Below are 17,109 nucleotides of genomic sequence, written 5' to 3'. Positions count from 1 at the left end.
CATGCAAATTGCATGATTTCGAAAATTTTGCTAATTGATAACTTATTGATTTATAAGGAAATTATCGATTCTCAAAAGTTGGCACAGCGTTCGCAACTACCTTGGTAACCCTGCTGACAAGACAACCAGCAGACTTTCCAGAAAAACAGGAGTTACTCGTATGAAGAAGTTCGCTATCACTGCCGCTGCTGCTACCGCGCTGACCCTGACCATGGCTTCCGGTGCATTCGCACAATCCACCCAGGCTACCCAGGCTCCAATGACTCTGGCTGCCGGTGAAGTCACCCAGGCTAAAGAAGCTACTTCCGATACCTGGATCACCACCAAAGTCAAAGCTGACCTGGTCACCGAAAAAGGCATTCCAGGTACCGACATCAAAGTAGAAACCAACAAAGGCGTTGTATCGCTGTCGTCGACTACTGCTGTAACTGAATCGCAGAAAGACGTTGCTGTTGCAATCGCCAAGAAAATCAAAGGCGTTAAAGCGGTCTCCGCTGACGGCCTGAAAGCCGAGTAAGGCATGACTTCTCGCCTGGACCGGGAGAAGACGCGACAGACGGGCCGAGCAATACGTCTGCCGCAACTTTAGAGTTCATGCGAACGGTCACACGGATGTGACCATTACAGGCCCCGCCACTTGTGTCGGGGCTTGTTCTATTTCAGAGACAACACAAAACAAATGTAGGAGTGAGCCTGCTCGCGATAGCGGTGTGTCAGTCAGCAATTTGATTAGCTGACAGACCGCTATCGCGAGCAGGCTCACTCCTACAGGGGAATCGGTGTCGGGTCAGTTACCGCGTTTGCTGCTGATCTGCCGCAGGCGATTGCCTTCGAAGCGCAGGTATTGATACATGCCGTTGCTCGGGCCGTAAGTCCATTCCTCTACCTGAAACTCCTCCCGGCGATTGGCGCTGCGCTTGTAGCCCAGCACATCGCGGCTGACCGGCTCACCGCACTTTTGCAGGACTTCGCTGGAGCGGTCGCCAAGGCTGATCAATTGACTGCCGCAGCGCAGGGTCTCGGACGCATCGGCATGGCTGGCAGCGAGCGCCAGTGTCAGCGCGGCCAGCCATTGACGCTTCATCACTCGGCATCCAGATGCATTTGCGTGACCACGCGGCCATCGCTTTCGGCCTCGCCAAGGTTGGCGTCGATGAAGTACACGCGGTCGTCTGCCAGCTGGCCTTTATCGACCAGATAATCCTTGATGCTGCTGGCACGGTCCTGACCCAACTGACGCAGCAGCACGTCGCTGCCACTCCAGAACTGGATCACGCCATCGCGCATCTTCGCTGTGCGTTCTTCCTTGCCCAGATCCTTCCATTCGGCCGGTGGCTGGGTTTTCAGACGGGTGCGGTAGATGCCTTCGAGCAGTGGGCCTTTCTCGCCCTCTGGTACTTGCAGCAGCGACGCTTGCGCCGGGACTTTATCGCCGCGCCGCTGGAGCATCTTGTAGTAGTTGTACTGGTATTCACGTTCCAGGCGCTGCTCGGCGAGCAACGGGCCGTCACTGCTTTTGGCGGCCGTGCCTTCGATTTCCAGGCGCAGTGCCGGACGTTCCTTCAGTGCTTGGGACAGTTTGATCAGCGCCGCTTCGGCATCTTTGCTCAAGTCGCTGGAACCTGGCGCAAACGACACGGTGCCGAGGTCTTGCGAACCGCCGCCACTGATCAGCCCGCCAATCATTTTGAACGGTGCGGCAGCGGCTTTGACGATCAGGTTGCGCAGGGTCTGCCAGACAATCGGCATTACGCTGAATTGCGGGTTGTTCAAGTCGCCGGTTACCGGCAATTCGATGGAGATTTTGCCGTCAACGTCCTTGAGCAGGGCAATTGCCAGTTTCAATGGCAGGCTCACGGCATCCGGGCTGTCGACTTTTTCGCCGAGCTGCAATTGCTCGACCACCACTTTGTTTTCGGCTTTGAGCTGGCCCTTGGTGATCAGGTAATGCAGGTCAAGGTTGAGCCGGCCCTTGCGGATACGGTAGCCGGCGAATTTGCCGGAGTAGGGCGTCAGTGTCGTCAGCTCGACGCGTTTGAAACTGGTGGCGATGTCGAGGCTGGCCATCGGGTCGAAAGGATTGACCGCGCCCTTGATGGTCACGGGTGCGTAGCGGTCGACCTTGCCTTTGATATCGACGCTGGCCGGTTTCGCCTGACGGCTGTCGATGGTGCCGATCTGGCCGTTGAGCTGCTGCACGGCGGTGGCGAAGTTCGGCGTCAGGCTGAAGTCGGCAAAGTTGGCCGAGCCGTCATTGATCGCGATGCCACCGATGTGAATGCCCAACGGTTTCTCGTTGCTGGCCGGTTTCGCTGTCGTGGTTTTCGCGCCGCTGTCGGCCGGTTGCGGGATCAGCAGGTCGTCGATGTTGGTGGTGCGATCGTCGTTGATCATGAACCGCACATAAGGCTGGAACAGGTTGACCTTGTCGATCGACAGACTGTCGCCGTGCTGATAGTTCAGGCCTTCGACCACCACTTGCTGCCATTTGAGGAAGTCGCGGGTTTTCAGGGTGTCGAGGGTGTGCAGTTGATCGATTTGTGCGCGACCGGTGACGCTGAGTGCCAGTGGTTCGGTGCTCTTGAGATTGACCTTCAGGTCACTGCCGAGCATGCCGCTGCGCAGTTCCAGGCGAATGAACGGATTGATATAGGACTGCGCGACACGCAGGTCGATGTCCTGGGTTTTCACATTGAGCTGGGCGTTGACCGGGGCGAGATTGACGGTGCCGTCGGCCGTGATCTTGCCTTGCTTGCCCACGCCGCTGTCGAGCTTGAGCTGGAAGGGCGAACCGTTGAGGCTGTCGAAATCCTGCAGGTCGACGTTCAGCGGGGTGATGTCCAGTGCTACTGCCGGTTTGGCCGAGCGGTCGGCAAGATGCACGGTGTAGTTGCGCAATTGCACGTCTTTGAGCAGCACTTGCCATGGCTTGCTCGGCGCAGTCGGTTCAGCTTTCGGCGAGTCGGCAGCGGCTGGCGTGTTCGCCGGTTCTGCGGCGGCTTTGGCGGCAGGTTTGGACGGTTGGCTGGCGAACAGTTTCTGCCAGTCCAGCTGGCCGTCGGCTTCAAGGGCAGCCCAGGTTTCCAGTTTGTTGCTGCGGATCTTGCCGACCACGACTTGTTGCTTGGCCAGATCCACCGAGGTTTCGCTGACGTCCAGGCGTTCGAGTTTCGCCAGTGGCCGCCCATCCGGAGCCTTGATGGCGAACGGCGCGATGCTCACCGCCACGTTGTTCAGTTGCAGCTCGGTTTCTTTCGACAGATTGAGTTTGTATTCGCTGCTGAGGCTGATCACACCGTCTTCCAGGACCAGCGGCACCGAATCACGCACGTAGGGCCAGAACGCTTTCATCTTGCCGTCGGTGACTTTCAGGGTGCCTTCGGAAGTGAACGGGATCAGGCTGAAATTGCCACTCCAGTCGATCCGCCCACCGGCCGGGCCGATGGCGACCAGGGTCATGTCGGCACTGTCTTCGGGCAGGGTGCTGAGGTTTTTCAGTTCGAAGCTGAGGTCGTCGTAGAGAAACTCGATGGGCTCGCTCGGGCGCACGTCCTCAAAGTGCACGACGCCGCCGGCCAGTTTGATGTTGTCGATGCGCAGCGGGAACGGTTTGGCGTCCGGGTCGGCTGGTGTCGGCTCACTGGCCGGCACATTGAACAGGCCGAGCAGGTTGAGTTTGCCGTCTTTGGCGAAAAGGATTTCGGTCTTCGGTTTGTCCAGCTCGATGTTGGCCAGATGCAGGGCTTTGGTCCACAGGCTGTCGATTTGCAGGTCGGCGTACAGGCGATCGAAGCCGACCTGTTCCTTGCCCGGCTCGCCGATGACCAGTCCCCACAGGGTGACTTCAAGGCTGAACGGGTTGAGCTCGATACGCTGGATATGCGCAGGCACCGTTGCGTAATTGGCCAGTTGTTGATTGGCCACACGCAGGGCGATGCCCGGCAAAATCAGAAACCCCAGCAGGCTGTAGAGGGCCAGAGCAGTCAACAAGGCGCCAATCGCGCGAATCAATCCTTTGGGCATGTGCGGCTTCATCTGTCTGAATCGGAGTGCCTTGGAGTATGGCACGCGATTCTGGTTCCGAAGTACCTCGCATGGAGCAGGATTGTTCAGATTCTTCTGTAGGAACGCTTTCCATGTGGGAGCGAGCCTGCTCGCGAAGGCGTCATATCAGTCGCTCTATTCGTTGGCTGATACACCGCTTTCGCGAGCAGGCTCGCTCCCACATTAGATAGTTGTCAGCCGCGCGAGCGGTTCAGAGCTGCAGGATCAGGGTTTTCAGCGGCGGTTGCTGGTCCATGGACGGGAAGTCGGCGCCCGGTGTCATCACGCTCCACTCACGTACCGGTCGCCCGGCCTTCTCGGCACAGCGCAGCACCTGCTCGCGCCAGTCGTCCATGCTGACTTTCGCCAGGTTGTTGCAGCAGATCAGCACGCCGTTGTCGGCGGTGGTCAGCAGGGCCGGTTTGAGCAGGCTCTGGTAGTCGCGCAGCAGGTCGACGGTGCCGAATGCACTCTTGGCCCAGGCCGGTGGATCGAGCAGGACCAGGTCATATTGGCGCTGATCGAGGCGCTGGTAGCTCGGCAGTTTCTGCCCCCGGCGCTGGCTGATCGGCAGCCCGGCGAGTTGGCGGATGGCCGGGAAGTAGTCCGACTGGATGAACTGCATCTGCGGCAACTGCGGGTTGAGCAGACCGTTTTCGCGGCCGACCGCCAGATTGCCTTCGGCGAAATCCAGGTTGCACACTTCACGCGCGCCACCGGCGGCTGCGCTGAGGCCGACGCCGCAGGTGTAAGCGAACAGGTTGAGCACGGATTTGCCTTTGGCGTGATCCTTGACCCAGCCACGGGTGTTGCGCAGGTCGAGGAACAGCAGCGGGTCCTGCCCGGCATGACGCCCGCGCACACGGTAGTTCAGACCCCATTCGTGACCGACCAGATCGGCCAGCGCGGCGTCTTCGGCTTTGTAGACGCTGTCTTCACGATCAATACGCGAATTGCCACGGGAGCGGTCGTTGTAAACCAGCAACGTTTCCAGGCCCAATGTTTGATTGACCATGGCGTGCAGTTGCAGCAGGTCATCGCGCTCGAGGGTCTGGTGGAAGCTCTGCACCAGCAGTTGCGGGCCGTAGCGGTCGATGGTCAGACCGCCAGCGCCTTCCTGGCTGCCGTGGAACAGCCGATAACAATCGGTGCCCTGGCGGTGCAACTCGGCGAGCAAGTCCTGGCGTTGATCGAGGGCGGCGCGCAGCGCCTGATTCAAGGAAGACATGCGGGCGCCTTGCTGGAGAGAATGGGGGCGCGGGAGTTTAGCAGTTTGGCGAGCAATCGAGTTGCGACCTTCGCGAGCAGGCTCGCTCCCACATGGGAATGCATTCCAAATGTGGGAGCGAGCCTGCTCGCGAAGTTTTCAGGTCAGCAAACCCATCCTGCGTTTGGCTCGTTGCACCGAACCATTGCGCATCGCCCAGCGCAGCATCGGCGCGCTGCGTCTGACGCTGGCGCGAATCAACTGGCGTTGCAGCGAACTCTGGCGGACATCGAGCATATCGCTGGCCCAGTCCGGCAGCAGATCAATACCGGCCTTCATCATCAAATCGCCAAACGGTCGCGCCAGAACACTGGGCGCCGGTGCGGCCAGCAATAGGCGCAATACTTCTCGGCTGCGCTCATCGCACAGCAACTGCGGGCGCATGCGTTGCAGATAATCGGCTACGGCCTGACGCGATTTCGGCACATCCTGAGCACCGAGTCGTTCGGCAATCACGGCGATTTCCGCGTAATAACGATCCTGATCCGCCCCCGACAACTGCGGATTGCGATAACGCAAATGTGCCGCGAGAAAGTTGCTGACCTCGGCCACATGCACCCACGTCAGCAAGTCTGGATCACTTGCCGCATAGGGCCGGCCATCCGGAGCAGTGCCGACCACTTGCAGGTGAATGGTGCGCACCTTCTCGATCAGCCAGTCGGCATCCCGCCGCGAACCGAAGGTGGTGCCGGAAACAAACTGACTGGTGCGCCGCAAGCGTCCGAGCATGTCTTCACGGAAATTCGAATGATCCCAAACCCCGGCCAATGCCAGTGGATGCAAGGCTTGCAGCAACAACGCGCTGATGCCGCCGATCAACATGCTGCTGAAATCGCCGTGCACTTGCCAACTGACCGAGTCGGGGCCGAACAGGCCGGGATCGCCCTTGGGGTTTTCCAGGTCGAGTTGGCCGAGTGACAGCCCGGTCAGGCTCATCAGTTGGTTTTCGATACGACTACGGATGAATTCCATGACTACTCAGTGAAGAAGAGCGGGCGCGACCGGTTGACCGCGCCCGTAGTGTTACTGATTGAGGCGCTTGTCGATCAGGCCTTGCACCACGCTCGGGTCGGCCAGGGTCGAGGTGTCGCCGAGGCTGTCGAGTTCGTTGCAGGCGATCTTGCGCAGGATGCGCCGCATGATCTTGCCTGAACGGGTTTTCGGCAAGGCCGGCGCCCACTGGATCAGGTCCGGTTTGGCGAAGCTGCCGATTTCCTTGCTGACGTGGGCGAGCAGTTCTTTCTTCAATTCATCATTCGGCTCGGTGCCGTTCATCGGGGTGACGAAGGCGTAGATGCCCTGACCTTTGACGTCGTGCGGGTAACCGACCACGGCAGCCTCGGCGATGCTGTCGTGCAACACCAGTGCGCTTTCCACTTCAGCCGTACCGATACGGTGGCCGGAAACGTTGATCACGTCGTCGATGCGCCCGGTGATCCAGTAATCGCCGTCCTCGTCGCGGCGTGCGCCGTCGCCAGTGAAATAGTAGCCGGGGTAGGGTTTGAAATAGGTGTCGACCATGCGTTGCGGGTCGCCATAGACGCTGCGGATCTGCGCCGGCCAACTCGATTTGATCGCCAGCACGCCGCTGCCGGCGCCTTTGATTTCCTTGCCGTGCTCATCGAGCAACACCGGTTGCACGCCGAACATCGGCTGCGTGGCGCAGCCCGGTTTGATCCGTTGTGCGCTGACCAGCGGGCTGAGCATGATGCCGCCGGTTTCGGTCTGCCACCAGGTGTCGACGATGGGGCAGCGCTGTTCTCCTACGACATTGAAATACCATTCCCACGCCTCCGGGTTGATCGGCTCACCGACGCTGCCGAGCAATCTGAGGCTGGCGCGCGACGTTTCCTGCAACGGTTCGGCACCTTCGCGCATCAACGCGCGCAGAGCTGTGGGAGCAGTGTAGAAAATGTTGACCTTGTGTTTATCGATGACCTGCCAGAATCGTGAGCTGCTCGGGTAGCTCGGCACGCCTTCGAACATCAGCGTGGTTGCGCCATTGGCCAATGGGCCGTAGACGATGTAACTGTGGCCGGTGACCCAGCCGACATCGGCGGTGCACCAGAACACTTCGCCGTCGCGGTAATCGAGCACGTATTTGAAGGTCATCGCCGCTTGCAGCAGGTAACCGCCGGTGGTGTGCAGCACGCCTTTGGGTTTGCCGGTGCTGCCGGAGGTGTAGAGGATGAACAGCGGATCTTCGGCGTCCATTGGTTCCGGCGGGCAATCGTCGCTGACGTCGCGCACAGCCTGGTGATACCAGAGGTCACGGCCCTCAACCCAATCGACTTTGCCTTGGGTGCGCTCGACCACCACGACGGTGCTGACGTCCGGGCAACTCTGCAGGGCTTTGTCGACGTTCTGTTTCAGTGGCACGAACTTGCCGCCGCGCACGCCTTCATCCGCCGTGATCACCGTGCGGCAATCGGCATCGAGAATGCGGTCACGCAGGGAATCGGGGGAGAAACCGCCGAACACCACCGAATGGATAGCGCCGATCCGCGAACACGCGAGCATGGCGTAAGCGGCTTCGGGGATCATCGGCATGTAGATGCACACCCGGTCGCCTTTCTTCACGCCACGGCTTTTCAGCACGTTGGCCAGGCGGCAGACATGGTGATGGAGTTTTTTGTAAGTGATTTGTGCCGATTCGGCCGGGTCGTCGCCTTCCCAGAGCAGGGCGGTCTGCTCGCCGCGCTTTTCCAGGTGGCGGTCAATGCAGTTGTAACTGACATTCAGTTTGGCCCCGGAAAACCAGGCGGCTTCACCGGTTTTCAGGTCATAGCGCTGGACGGTCTGCCACGGCGTGCTCCAGTCGAGGAACTGCGTGGCCTGTTCGGCCCAGAAGGTATTGGGGTGTTCAATGGATTCGCGGTACAGGCGCCGATAGTCTTCCTGACTCAACTGCGCAGCCCGGCGGACGGCATCGGCTTTGGGGAACGTGCTGATATCGAACATGACGGTTCCTTATTCTTGTGGTGCGACAGGAATAAAGATGCGCCGAGCGATGCAGAGGTTCAAGTCATGTGTAAAACAACTGTGGGAGCGAGCTTGCTCGCGAATGCGGTGAGTCAGTCAACAAAGAGGCTGAATGACACACCGCATTCGCGAGCAGGCTCGCTCCCACATTGGAAATGGGTTGCCCACTGGAATTGTGGGCAACCCATTCACATCAACCGCGGTGACGACCGCGGAAGTAGTTGATCAGGCCCTGGGTAGATGGATCATCAGCAGTGCTTTCATCGCTGCCGACCAGACGGTTGTAAACGCCTTTACCCAATTCCTTGCCCAACTCAACGCCCCATTGGTCAAAGGCGTTGATGCCCCAGACCACGCTTTGCACGAACACTTTGTGTTCATACATCGCCACCAGTGCGCCGAGACGGCGCGGGCTGATGCGCTCGACCACGATGGTGTTGCTCGGACGGTTGCCCGGGATCACCTTGTGCGGTGCGAGTTTGTGCACTTCTGCTTCGCTCATGCCTTTGTCGCGCAGTTCCTGCTCGGCTTCCGGCAGGGTCTTGCCGAGCATCAGCGCCTGGCTTTGCGACAGGCAGTTGGCGTACAGCCACTGATGGTGGTCGGAAACCGGGTTGAAGCTGACGATCGGCACAATGAAGTCGGCCGGGATCAACTGCGAACCTTGATGCAGCAACTGGTGGTAAGCGTGCTGACCGTTGCAGCCGACGCCGCCCCAGATCACCGGGCCGGTATCGGTCGACACCGGCGTGCCGTCCTGACGCACGCTCTTGCCGTTGGATTCCATGTCCAGTTGTTGCAGGTGCTTGGTGATGTTGCGCAGGTAATGGTCGTACGGCAGGATCGCGTGGCTTTGCGCGCCCCAGAAGTTGCCGTACCACACACCGAGCAGGGCCAGCAGCACCGGCATGTTCTGTTCGAACGGCGCGGTCTGGAAATGCTGGTCCATGGTGTAGGCACCGGACAGCAATTCCTTGAAGTTGGACATGCCGATGGCCAGGGCAATCGGCAAACCGATGGCCGACCACAGCGAATAACGACCACCGACCCAGTCCCACATCGGGAAGATGTTTTCTTCGCGGATACCGAACGCTACGGCAGCAGCGTTGTTGCTCGAAACGGCGATGAAGTGACGATACAACTCGGCTTCCGAACCGCCCTGCGCCAGGTACCAGGCACGTGCGGCCTGAGCGTTCTTCAGGGTTTCGAGGGTGTTGAACGACTTCGACGAAACAATGAACAGTGTGGTCTCGGCGCGCAGTTTCTGCGTCAGCTCGTGGAATTCGCTGCCATCGATGTTCGCCAGATAATGGCAACGCACGCCTTTCTGCGCGTACGACAGCAGCGCTTCGGACACCAGCTCAGGGCCGAGGAACGAGCCACCGATACCAATGTTGACCACGTCGGTGATCGGCTTCTCGGTATAACCACGCCACAGACCGTCGTGAATGCGGCCGACCAGATCGGTGATCTGGTTCAAAACCTTGTGGACTTCCGGCATCACGTTGACGCCATTGACCGACAGCTTGTCGCCCACCGGGCGACGCAGGGCGGTGTGCAGCGCCGGGCGGCCTTCGGAAGTGTTGACGATTTCGCCTTCAAACAGCGCTTTGATGGCGCCTTTGAGATCGACTTCATTGGCCAGACCGACCAGCAGGTTGCGGGTCTGGGCGTTGATCAAATTCTTCGAATAATCGAGAAACAGTCCACAGCTGCTGAGGGTGAACTGATTGAAGCGCTGCGGATCGGCGTTGAAGGCTTCGCGCATGCTGAAATCCTGCATGGCTTGGCGGTGGTCTTTCAACGCTTGCCAGGCGGGCAGAGCGGTAACGTCTTGAGGAGTGAGGTAATACGCCATCGCTGCGGTTTTCCTTTTTACTTGAACGGCCTTTGAACACTGAACAGACCCGGCACGCCATGTTTGGGCATGGGATCAACTGCGTCGACACGATTTCCGGACACAGGGCGAATACAGTAAACCTCGCGCTGCGTTCTGTCTTGACTTTGTCTGACCAGATCCCTGTACTTTTTTAACATCGAGACCGGGAACTGGCCGACAAACGGAGGGGGCGGGGCGAAATCGGGATCAGGCGAGCTGAACCGGGATGGCGTTGCTGGTGTGGCTCAGTTCATTGCCCGGCGCCATGTAGAGCATGCGCGGCTTGAAATTGACCAGCTCCGCTTCGCTGTAATGGGCGTAGGCACAAATGATTACGCGGTCGCCGACCTTGGCCTTGTGCGCAGCGGCGCCATTGACCGAGATCATCCGCGAGCCTTCTTCGCCACGAATCGCGTAGGTGGTGAAACGCTCGCCGTTGTCGACGTTATAAATCTGGATCTGCTCGTATTCACGAATGCCGGACAAGTCCAGCCACTCGCCATCGATGGCGCACGAACCTTCGTAATCGAGCACCGCATGGGTGACTTCGGCGCGGTGCAGTTTGGCCTTGAGCATGATCGCGTGCATTAGGGGTTTTCCCGGGTTGGAATCGAACGGCGGGCAGTGTGCCCGAAGGCTTTGAGGGCGGCAATACAGCTGGAATGCAATCTTCATGACGCTGAAAAACACTGTAGGAGTGAGCCTGCTCGCGATAGCGGTGTGTCATTCAACACTAATGCTGACTGACACACCGCTATCGCGAGCAGGCTCACTCCTACAGGGGGTATTGCGGTGTCTTTAAACCGGGGTATCGAGATTCAGGTGCAGGTTATCGATCAACCGCGTGGTGCCGAGGAACGCGGCCACCAGAATCACCAGGTCACGGTCTTCTGCCGTTGCCGGGCGCAAGGTCAAGGCGTGGCGGATTTCCAGGTAATCCGGGCGCAGACCTGCGGCTTCAAGCTGCTGCAACTGGGCAGCGATCAGCGCCGGGAAGTCGCGTTCACCTTGCTTGATCGACTCGGCAATGTTGCTCAGCGAGCGATAGACCACCGGAGCCACCGCACGTTGTTCTTCGCTGAGGAAGCCATTGCGCGAGGACAGCGCCAGGCCATCGGCGGCGCGTACGGTCGGCTCGCCAATGATCTGGATCGGCATGTTCAGGTCATGCACCAGCGCACGGATCACCGCCAGTTGCTGGTAGTCCTTTTGACCGAAAATCGCCAGATCCGGCTGGACCATGTTGAACAGCTTGCTGACCACGGTCGCCACGCCTTCAAAGTGCCCCGGACGGCTGGCGCCGCACAGGCCTTCGGACAATTGCGGCACGCTGACCCGAGTCTGTCCGGCCATGCCGTCGGGGTACATTTCCTCGACAGTCGGAGCGAAGAGCAGGGAACAACCGGCTTCGAGCAGTTTTTCCTGGTCCGCTGCCAACGTGCGCGGGTACTTATCGAGGTCTTCGCCGGCGCCAAACTGCAGCGGGTTGACGAAAATGCTCGCGACCACGAAATCGACGCGCTGCGTGGCTTTGGTGATCAGTGCAACGTGACCGCTGTGCAGGTTGCCCATGGTCGGCACGAAGCCTATGCGCTTGCCTTCGCTGCGGGCGCGGGCTACGGCGGCGCGCAGTTCGCGTACGGTTTTAACGGTGTTCATGCAGAGAATCCGTGTTCGATGCCAGGGAACGTGGTGGCTTTGACTTCACTGACGTAAGCCTTCAGCGCGGACTGAATGCTGTCCTGACCGTGCATGAAGTTCTTGACGAATTTTGGCACACGGCCAGTGATCGACAGGCCGAGCATGTCGTGCAGTACCAGAACCTGGCCGTCGGTGGCGTTACCGGCGCCGATGCCGATCACCGGAATCTTCACGGCCTGGCTGATTTCAGCGGCCAGTTCGCTCGGTACGCATTCGAGCAGCAGCATCGCCGCGCCGGCCTGTTCCAGCGAAATCGCATCAGCACGCATCTGCCGCGCCTGGTTTTCGTTGCGACCCTGCACTTTATAGCCGCCGAGAATGTTCACCGCTTGTGGGGTCAGACCCATGTGCGCGCAAACCGGTACACCGCGCTCGGCAAGCAGACGGATCGACTCGGCCAGCCACAACTGACCTTCCACCTTGATCATGTGCGCACCAGCCTGCATCAGCATGGCGCTGTTAGTCATGGTTTGTTCAAGGGTGGCGTTGGCCATGAACGGCAGGTCGGCGAGGATCAGGGCATCAGTGTTGCCGCGTTTGACGCACGCGGTGTGGTAGGCCATTTCTGCGGTGGTCACCGGCAGGGTGCTGTCGTGACCTTGCAGGACCATGCCGAGGGAGTCGCCCACCAGCAGCACTTCGACACCGGCCTCGTTGCAGGCGTGGGCGAAGGTCGCGTCATAGCAGGTCAGCATGGTGATCTTTTCACCTTTCTGCTTGAGGCTCTGGAGCGTGGTCAGGGTGATGGCTGGCATGTAAAAAATCCTCGTTCAGGCGCTCTGGAAACTACTGCGAGTAACGCGCGTGATTCGTCATCTACTCAGGCGCACGCTCTTTTGTCGTGCTTATAAGGCCTGGATTGCGCCCGTATGTGCCGGGTTGGCGGCAGCGGGACGCCTATAGTCGTGATGAGCCAACAGGAAGTCAATTGCGTGTGTTACCGCATTGTTACGAGGGGAGTGTTACCGGCGTTACTGATGCGATTCAGCGGCGCGGCAGGGCTGATTCGGCGATTTTTTGTCCGACAAAAATCCTGGGTGTGGAATAAACCAATGTGGGAGCGAGCCTGCTCGCGAAGGCGGCGAATCAGTCAACACAGTGTTGAATGACACACCGCTTTCGCGAGCAGGCTCGCTCCCACAGGGGATTGCAATCAATCTGTCGAGAGGCGTTCCAGGCCGACGAACGGGCAGGCGGTGAGCAGATCGGACAGGCTGCGGCCATCGGCAAGACGCAAATCTTGTGGGGCCAGTTCAGCGAGGGGATAGAGCACGAACGCGCGTTCCTGAATCTGGTAATGCGGGATTTTCAGGCGCGGTTCATCGATCAGTCGATCACCGAACAGCAGAATGTCCAGATCCAGTGTGCGTGGGCCCCAACGTTCCAGACGTTCACGGCCCTGATCGTTCTCGATAGCTTGCAAGGCGTCGAGCAGTTCCAGTGGTGCAAGTGAGCTGTCGAGCGCAGCGACCGCGTTGGTGTAACGCGGCTGGCCAGGCAACAGGGAATCGCTTTGGTAGAAGGCGGAAACGCCAACCAGCGTGGTCTGCGGCAATTGCCCCAGCGCCTCAACGGCGCTGCGCAACTGTTCGGCCGGGTCCGCGAGGTTGCTGCCCATGCCGATGTAGATGCGTTCCATGCCTTTACTCGCCGGTCGAAGCGCTCGGTGCGCCGGCGCGTTTGCGTTTGGAACCGCTGCTGCGGCGACGTTTGCGCGGAGCACCGCTGGCGTCATCACCTTTACCGCTGAGGTCGCGAATCATGTCGCGGCGCTCGCTGTCGTTGGCGTCCTGATAGTCGGTCCACCACTCGCCCAGGCCATCGGTCTCCTCGCCTGCGCTTTCACGCAGCAGCAGGAAGTCGTATCCGGCGCGGAAGCGCGGGTTGTCCAGCAACAGATCGGCACGTTTGCCGCTGCGGCGTGGCAAGCGCTCCTGCATGTCCCAGATCTCGCGGATCGGCATGGTGAAACGTTTCGGAATCGCAATGCGCTGGCACTGTTCGGCGATCAGCTCGTGGGCGCCTTCCTGCATCGCCGGAATCGGCGGCATGCCACGTTCTTGCAGGCGCAGCACGCGGGCCGGCAGGGCAGGCCACAGCAGCGCGGCAAACAGGAACGCCGGGGTTACCGGTTTGTTCTGCTTGATGCGCAGGTCGGTGTTGGTCAGCGCTTCGCTGATCAGCGTGTGAGTGTATTCCGGGTTGTGTTCCAGCGCATCGGCACTGGCCGGGAACAGCGGGGCGAACAGTTGCAGATCAACCAGCATTTCGAAGGTGATCGCGCCGTGGCCCGAGAGGAATAGCTTGAGCACTTCTTCGAACAGGCGTGCCGAGGGGATCTCGCGCAGCATCGGTGCCAGTTCACGGATCGGCTGCACGGTGTGCTTCTCGATGCCGAAGTTGAGCTTGGCGGCAAAACGAACGGCACGCAGCATACGCACCGGGTCTTCCTGGTAGCGCTGCTTCGGATCGCCGATCAGACGGATCAGGTGATTGCGGATGTCGTGTACGCCGTTGGCGTAGTCGAGAATGCGCTCGCTGACCGGATCGTAATACAGGGCATTGATGGTGAAGTCGCGGCGTTGCGCGTCTTCTTCCAGGGTGCCGTAAACGTTGTCGCGCAGAATCCGCCCGCTCTCATTACGCGAAGACTGGTTGCTGTCTTCGTCGTCTTCGTTGACCGGGTGATTGGCGCGGAAAGTCGCGACTTCAATGATTTCGCGACCGAAATGGATATGCACCAGTTTGAAGCGGCGACCGATGATCCGCGCATTGCGGAATTCGGCACGGACTTGCTCGGGGGTGGCGCTGGTGGCGACGTCGAAATCCTTGGGCGTGATGCCCAGCAGCATGTCACGCACGCAACCGCCGACCAGATAAGCCTGGTAACCGGCACCTTGCAGGCGTTCGACGATATTCACCGCATAGCGGCTGAACTGCGTTTTCTGCAGCGAATGTTGACCGCTGTTGAGCACTTCAGGGGTGCTGCGGATGTGTTGCGTACGACGCACGGGAGTTCGGAATGACTGGAACAACTTCTTCAGCATGGGATGCACTGTTTGAAGGAATGTTCGGCCATACCAAAGAATGACCGCATGATGGGCGCAGATTCTAGCATTTAGTCGGGGGATGGTGTAGGACACGGCCGATTTGAGCTGCAAGCCGCAGGCTACAGGCATCGCGGGCGATAAAAATGGAGGATTTTGCCGGGGGGGAGAAACTACAAGGGGAGCCGAAGCTCCCCAAGAAGTAGTTGCGTGCTCTTTTTATTATTGATTCGGGCTTCTTGTTTTTGTTGAGTGCCCTCGCCACGAAGTGTTTCCTTCGTGACCCTCCCAATCGGGAGCCAAGAGCAAACGGATTGCTTTGGTCGCTGAATTGCAGTGATCTCTCGATCCAACCAGTACAGGCTCTGTCTTAGGACAGTTTTTGTTGTTCTCGGCCTGGTCGTGGGGCAAGCCCCAAATACAACGCCTCTCCAAAAGAATCAGTTAGCTGCGCCTCTCGCCGTCTTGTTTTTATTGTGCGTGAGTCGATTCGTCTTATTTTTATTGTCTTGTGCATTGCTTGTTATTGTTCTTGTACTAAACATATAGCAGGGGGCGTGCCAACTTTTGCGAAACCCAATAAAACAAGGGGTTAGGTCGATATAACCGTTTTGTCGGGGCGAAAAAAAGCCGGGGTTTCGTTACCGATAACCCCGGCTTCTGTTACGTGAAAGGACTGAGGTAACAGTTTTTTCACATCCTCAAGCGTTACCCGCACACTCGACAGGTAACGTTCAGCTCTCGCTGGCGACCCCGGTCTTGCGCCGTGGAATGCCCAGACGTTGACGGCGTTCCCACAGGCATTTACGGCTGACGCCCAGTTTGCGCGCCAGTTCGGTCTCGGTCATATGGTCCTGATGCTCGAGGACGAAGTGCTGGAAGTAGTCTTCCAGCGACAGGTCTTCGGTCGGCTCATGGCTGCTGTTGCTGGCGTTACCCGCCGTTTGTGGCGGCAGGCCGATGAACTCGTCGTCTTCCAGATCGCTCAGCTCGATGTCGATGCCCAGCAGGTCGGCGGAGATTTCCGGGCTTTCGCTCAGAATCACTGCGCGCTCGACTGCGTTCTCCAGCTCTCGCACGTTACCCGGCCAGGAGTAGTGACGAATGGCCTGTTCGGCATCCGCGGCAAACTTCAGGTCGGTACGGTTGATGCGCGCACTCTGGCGAGCAAGGAAGGCGTTGGCGATTTCGTTGACGTCGGCGCCGCGCTCACGCAGGGCCGGCAATTTCAGGGCGATCACGTGCAGGCGGTAATAAAGGTCTTCGCGGAACTGGCCGATTTTCGCCAGACTCTTGAGATCCCGGTGAGTGGCCGCGATCAGGCGTACATCGACCTTCTGCGACTGCACCGAGCCAACACGGCGAATTTCACCTTCCTGCAACACACGCAGCAGGCGAGCCTGAGCTTCCAGCGGCAGTTCGCCGATTTCGTCGAGGAACAACGTGCCGCCGTCCGCCGCTTCGACCAGACCGGCACGCCCGGCGCTGGCGCCGGTGAACGCGCCTTTTTCGTGGCCGAACAATTCGGACTCGATCAGGCTTTCCGGAATGGCCGCGCAGTTCACCGAAATCATCGGCGCCTTGGCGCGTTTCGACAGGTTGTGCAGGGCGCGGGCCACCAGTTCTTTACCGGTGCCAGACTCGCCCTGGATCAACACATTGGAATCGGTCGGCGCGACCTTGCGGATCTTGCTGTACAGGTCCTGCATCGGCGGGCAGGAGCCGATGATGCCGATCTCGCCGTTGCTGTTGTCGACCGCGGATTTGCCGCTGCCGTTGGTCGTTTTCACGGCAACGGGCTCGCCGGCAGCAGGGGCCGATTGGCGATCACGCAGGATCCGCGCGACAGCCTGGAGCATTTCGTCGTGGTCGAAAGGCTTGGCGATGTAGTCCACCGCGCCCATCTTCATCGAGTCAACCGCCGAGCGCAGGCTGGCGTAACTGGTCATGATCAGCACCGGTGTGCCCTGGCCGAGCTTGATCAGCTCGGTGCCCGGCGCGCCCGGCAGACGCAGATCGCTGACGATCAGATCGAACGTAGGAATGGTGAAGCGTTCTTGTGCTTCCTGCACTGAACCGGCTTCGCTGACCTGATACTGGTTGCGTTCCAGCAGGCGGCGCAAGGCGGAGCGGATAATTGTTTCGTCTTCGACGATCAAAATGTGCGGCATTGATTCGATACTCTCGAC

13 protein-coding genes are annotated in these 17,109 nt (G+C 59.4%); 1 reads left to right on the top strand and 12 read right to left on the bottom strand.

What is annotated here, in order from left to right:
- Positions 1–160 precede the first annotated feature (160 nt).
- A complete protein-coding gene (locus tag PspS49_RS25015) occupies positions 161–517 on the top strand; it encodes a BON domain-containing protein (RefSeq protein WP_047600285.1) in 357 nt (118 codons plus the stop codon).
- Between the two features lie 270 nt (positions 518–787).
- Here PspS49_RS25015 and PspS49_RS25010 read toward each other — a convergent pair whose 3' ends face one another.
- From PspS49_RS25010 to PspS49_RS24955, 12 genes are all read right to left on the bottom strand, one after another.
- Entirely contained in the window at positions 788–1,084 is a 297-nt protein-coding gene (locus PspS49_RS25010; protein ID WP_160041866.1) for a DUF2845 domain-containing protein, read from the bottom strand.
- Positions 1,084–4,035: a DUF748 domain-containing protein gene (locus PspS49_RS25005; RefSeq protein WP_160041864.1), complete on the bottom strand. Its 2,952-nt coding sequence runs from the start codon at positions 4,033–4,035 to the stop codon at positions 1,084–1,086. Before PspS49_RS25005 ends, PspS49_RS25010 begins: the two co-directional genes overlap by 1 nt.
- A 220-nt stretch (positions 4,036–4,255) precedes the next feature.
- On the bottom strand, positions 4,256–5,272 hold the full coding sequence (locus PspS49_RS25000; RefSeq protein WP_160041862.1) for a class I SAM-dependent methyltransferase: 1,017 nt from the start codon (positions 5,270–5,272) through the stop codon (positions 4,256–4,258).
- Positions 5,273–5,410: 138 nt separating this feature from the next.
- Complete coding sequence (locus PspS49_RS24995; RefSeq protein WP_150774957.1) at positions 5,411–6,283, bottom strand: oxygenase MpaB family protein; 873 nt, start codon at positions 6,281–6,283, stop codon at positions 5,411–5,413.
- A gap of 51 nt (positions 6,284–6,334) precedes the next feature.
- A complete protein-coding gene (gene acs, locus PspS49_RS24990) occupies positions 6,335–8,272 on the bottom strand; it encodes an acetate--CoA ligase (RefSeq protein WP_160041860.1) in 1,938 nt (645 codons plus the stop codon).
- Between the two features lie 214 nt (positions 8,273–8,486).
- On the bottom strand, positions 8,487–10,151 hold the full coding sequence (pgi, locus tag PspS49_RS24985) for a glucose-6-phosphate isomerase (RefSeq protein ID WP_160041858.1): 1,665 nt from the start codon (positions 10,149–10,151) through the stop codon (positions 8,487–8,489).
- A gap of 228 nt (positions 10,152–10,379) precedes the next feature.
- The gene (panD, locus tag PspS49_RS24980) at positions 10,380–10,760 is read right to left on the bottom strand and encodes an aspartate 1-decarboxylase (protein ID WP_003205654.1); all 381 of its coding nucleotides are present in this window, start codon (positions 10,758–10,760) and stop codon (positions 10,380–10,382) included.
- A 210-nt stretch (positions 10,761–10,970) separates the two neighbouring features.
- Positions 10,971–11,831 (bottom strand): pantoate--beta-alanine ligase, encoded by an 861-nt coding sequence (panC, locus tag PspS49_RS24975; protein WP_077574569.1) that lies wholly within the window; start codon positions 11,829–11,831, stop codon positions 10,971–10,973.
- Positions 11,828–12,628 carry a 3-methyl-2-oxobutanoate hydroxymethyltransferase gene (panB, locus tag PspS49_RS24970; RefSeq protein ID WP_122599704.1) on the bottom strand — a complete coding sequence of 267 codons (801 nt, stop codon included), beginning with the start codon at positions 12,626–12,628 and terminating at the stop codon, positions 11,828–11,830. Before panB ends, panC begins: the two co-directional genes overlap by 4 nt.
- A 398-nt stretch (positions 12,629–13,026) precedes the next feature.
- Positions 13,027–13,512 (bottom strand): 2-amino-4-hydroxy-6-hydroxymethyldihydropteridine diphosphokinase, encoded by a 486-nt coding sequence (gene folK / locus PspS49_RS24965; protein WP_150751686.1) that lies wholly within the window; start codon positions 13,510–13,512, stop codon positions 13,027–13,029.
- Between the two features lie 4 nt (positions 13,513–13,516).
- Positions 13,517–14,920, bottom strand: coding sequence for a polynucleotide adenylyltransferase PcnB (locus PspS49_RS24960; RefSeq protein ID WP_038369032.1), 1,404 nt, complete (start codon positions 14,918–14,920; stop codon positions 13,517–13,519).
- A gap of 734 nt (positions 14,921–15,654) precedes the next feature.
- Positions 15,655–17,091 carry a sigma-54 dependent transcriptional regulator gene (locus PspS49_RS24955; protein WP_127929802.1) on the bottom strand — a complete coding sequence of 479 codons (1,437 nt, stop codon included), beginning with the start codon at positions 17,089–17,091 and terminating at the stop codon, positions 15,655–15,657.
- Positions 17,092–17,109 lie beyond the last annotated feature (18 nt).

Source organism: Pseudomonas sp. S49 (assembly GCF_009866785.1).
Lineage (GTDB): Bacteria > Pseudomonadota > Gammaproteobacteria > Pseudomonadales > Pseudomonadaceae > Aquipseudomonas.
Note: the sequence above shows the minus strand (reverse complement) of the source record. Positions and strands in the feature narration are given on the sequence as shown.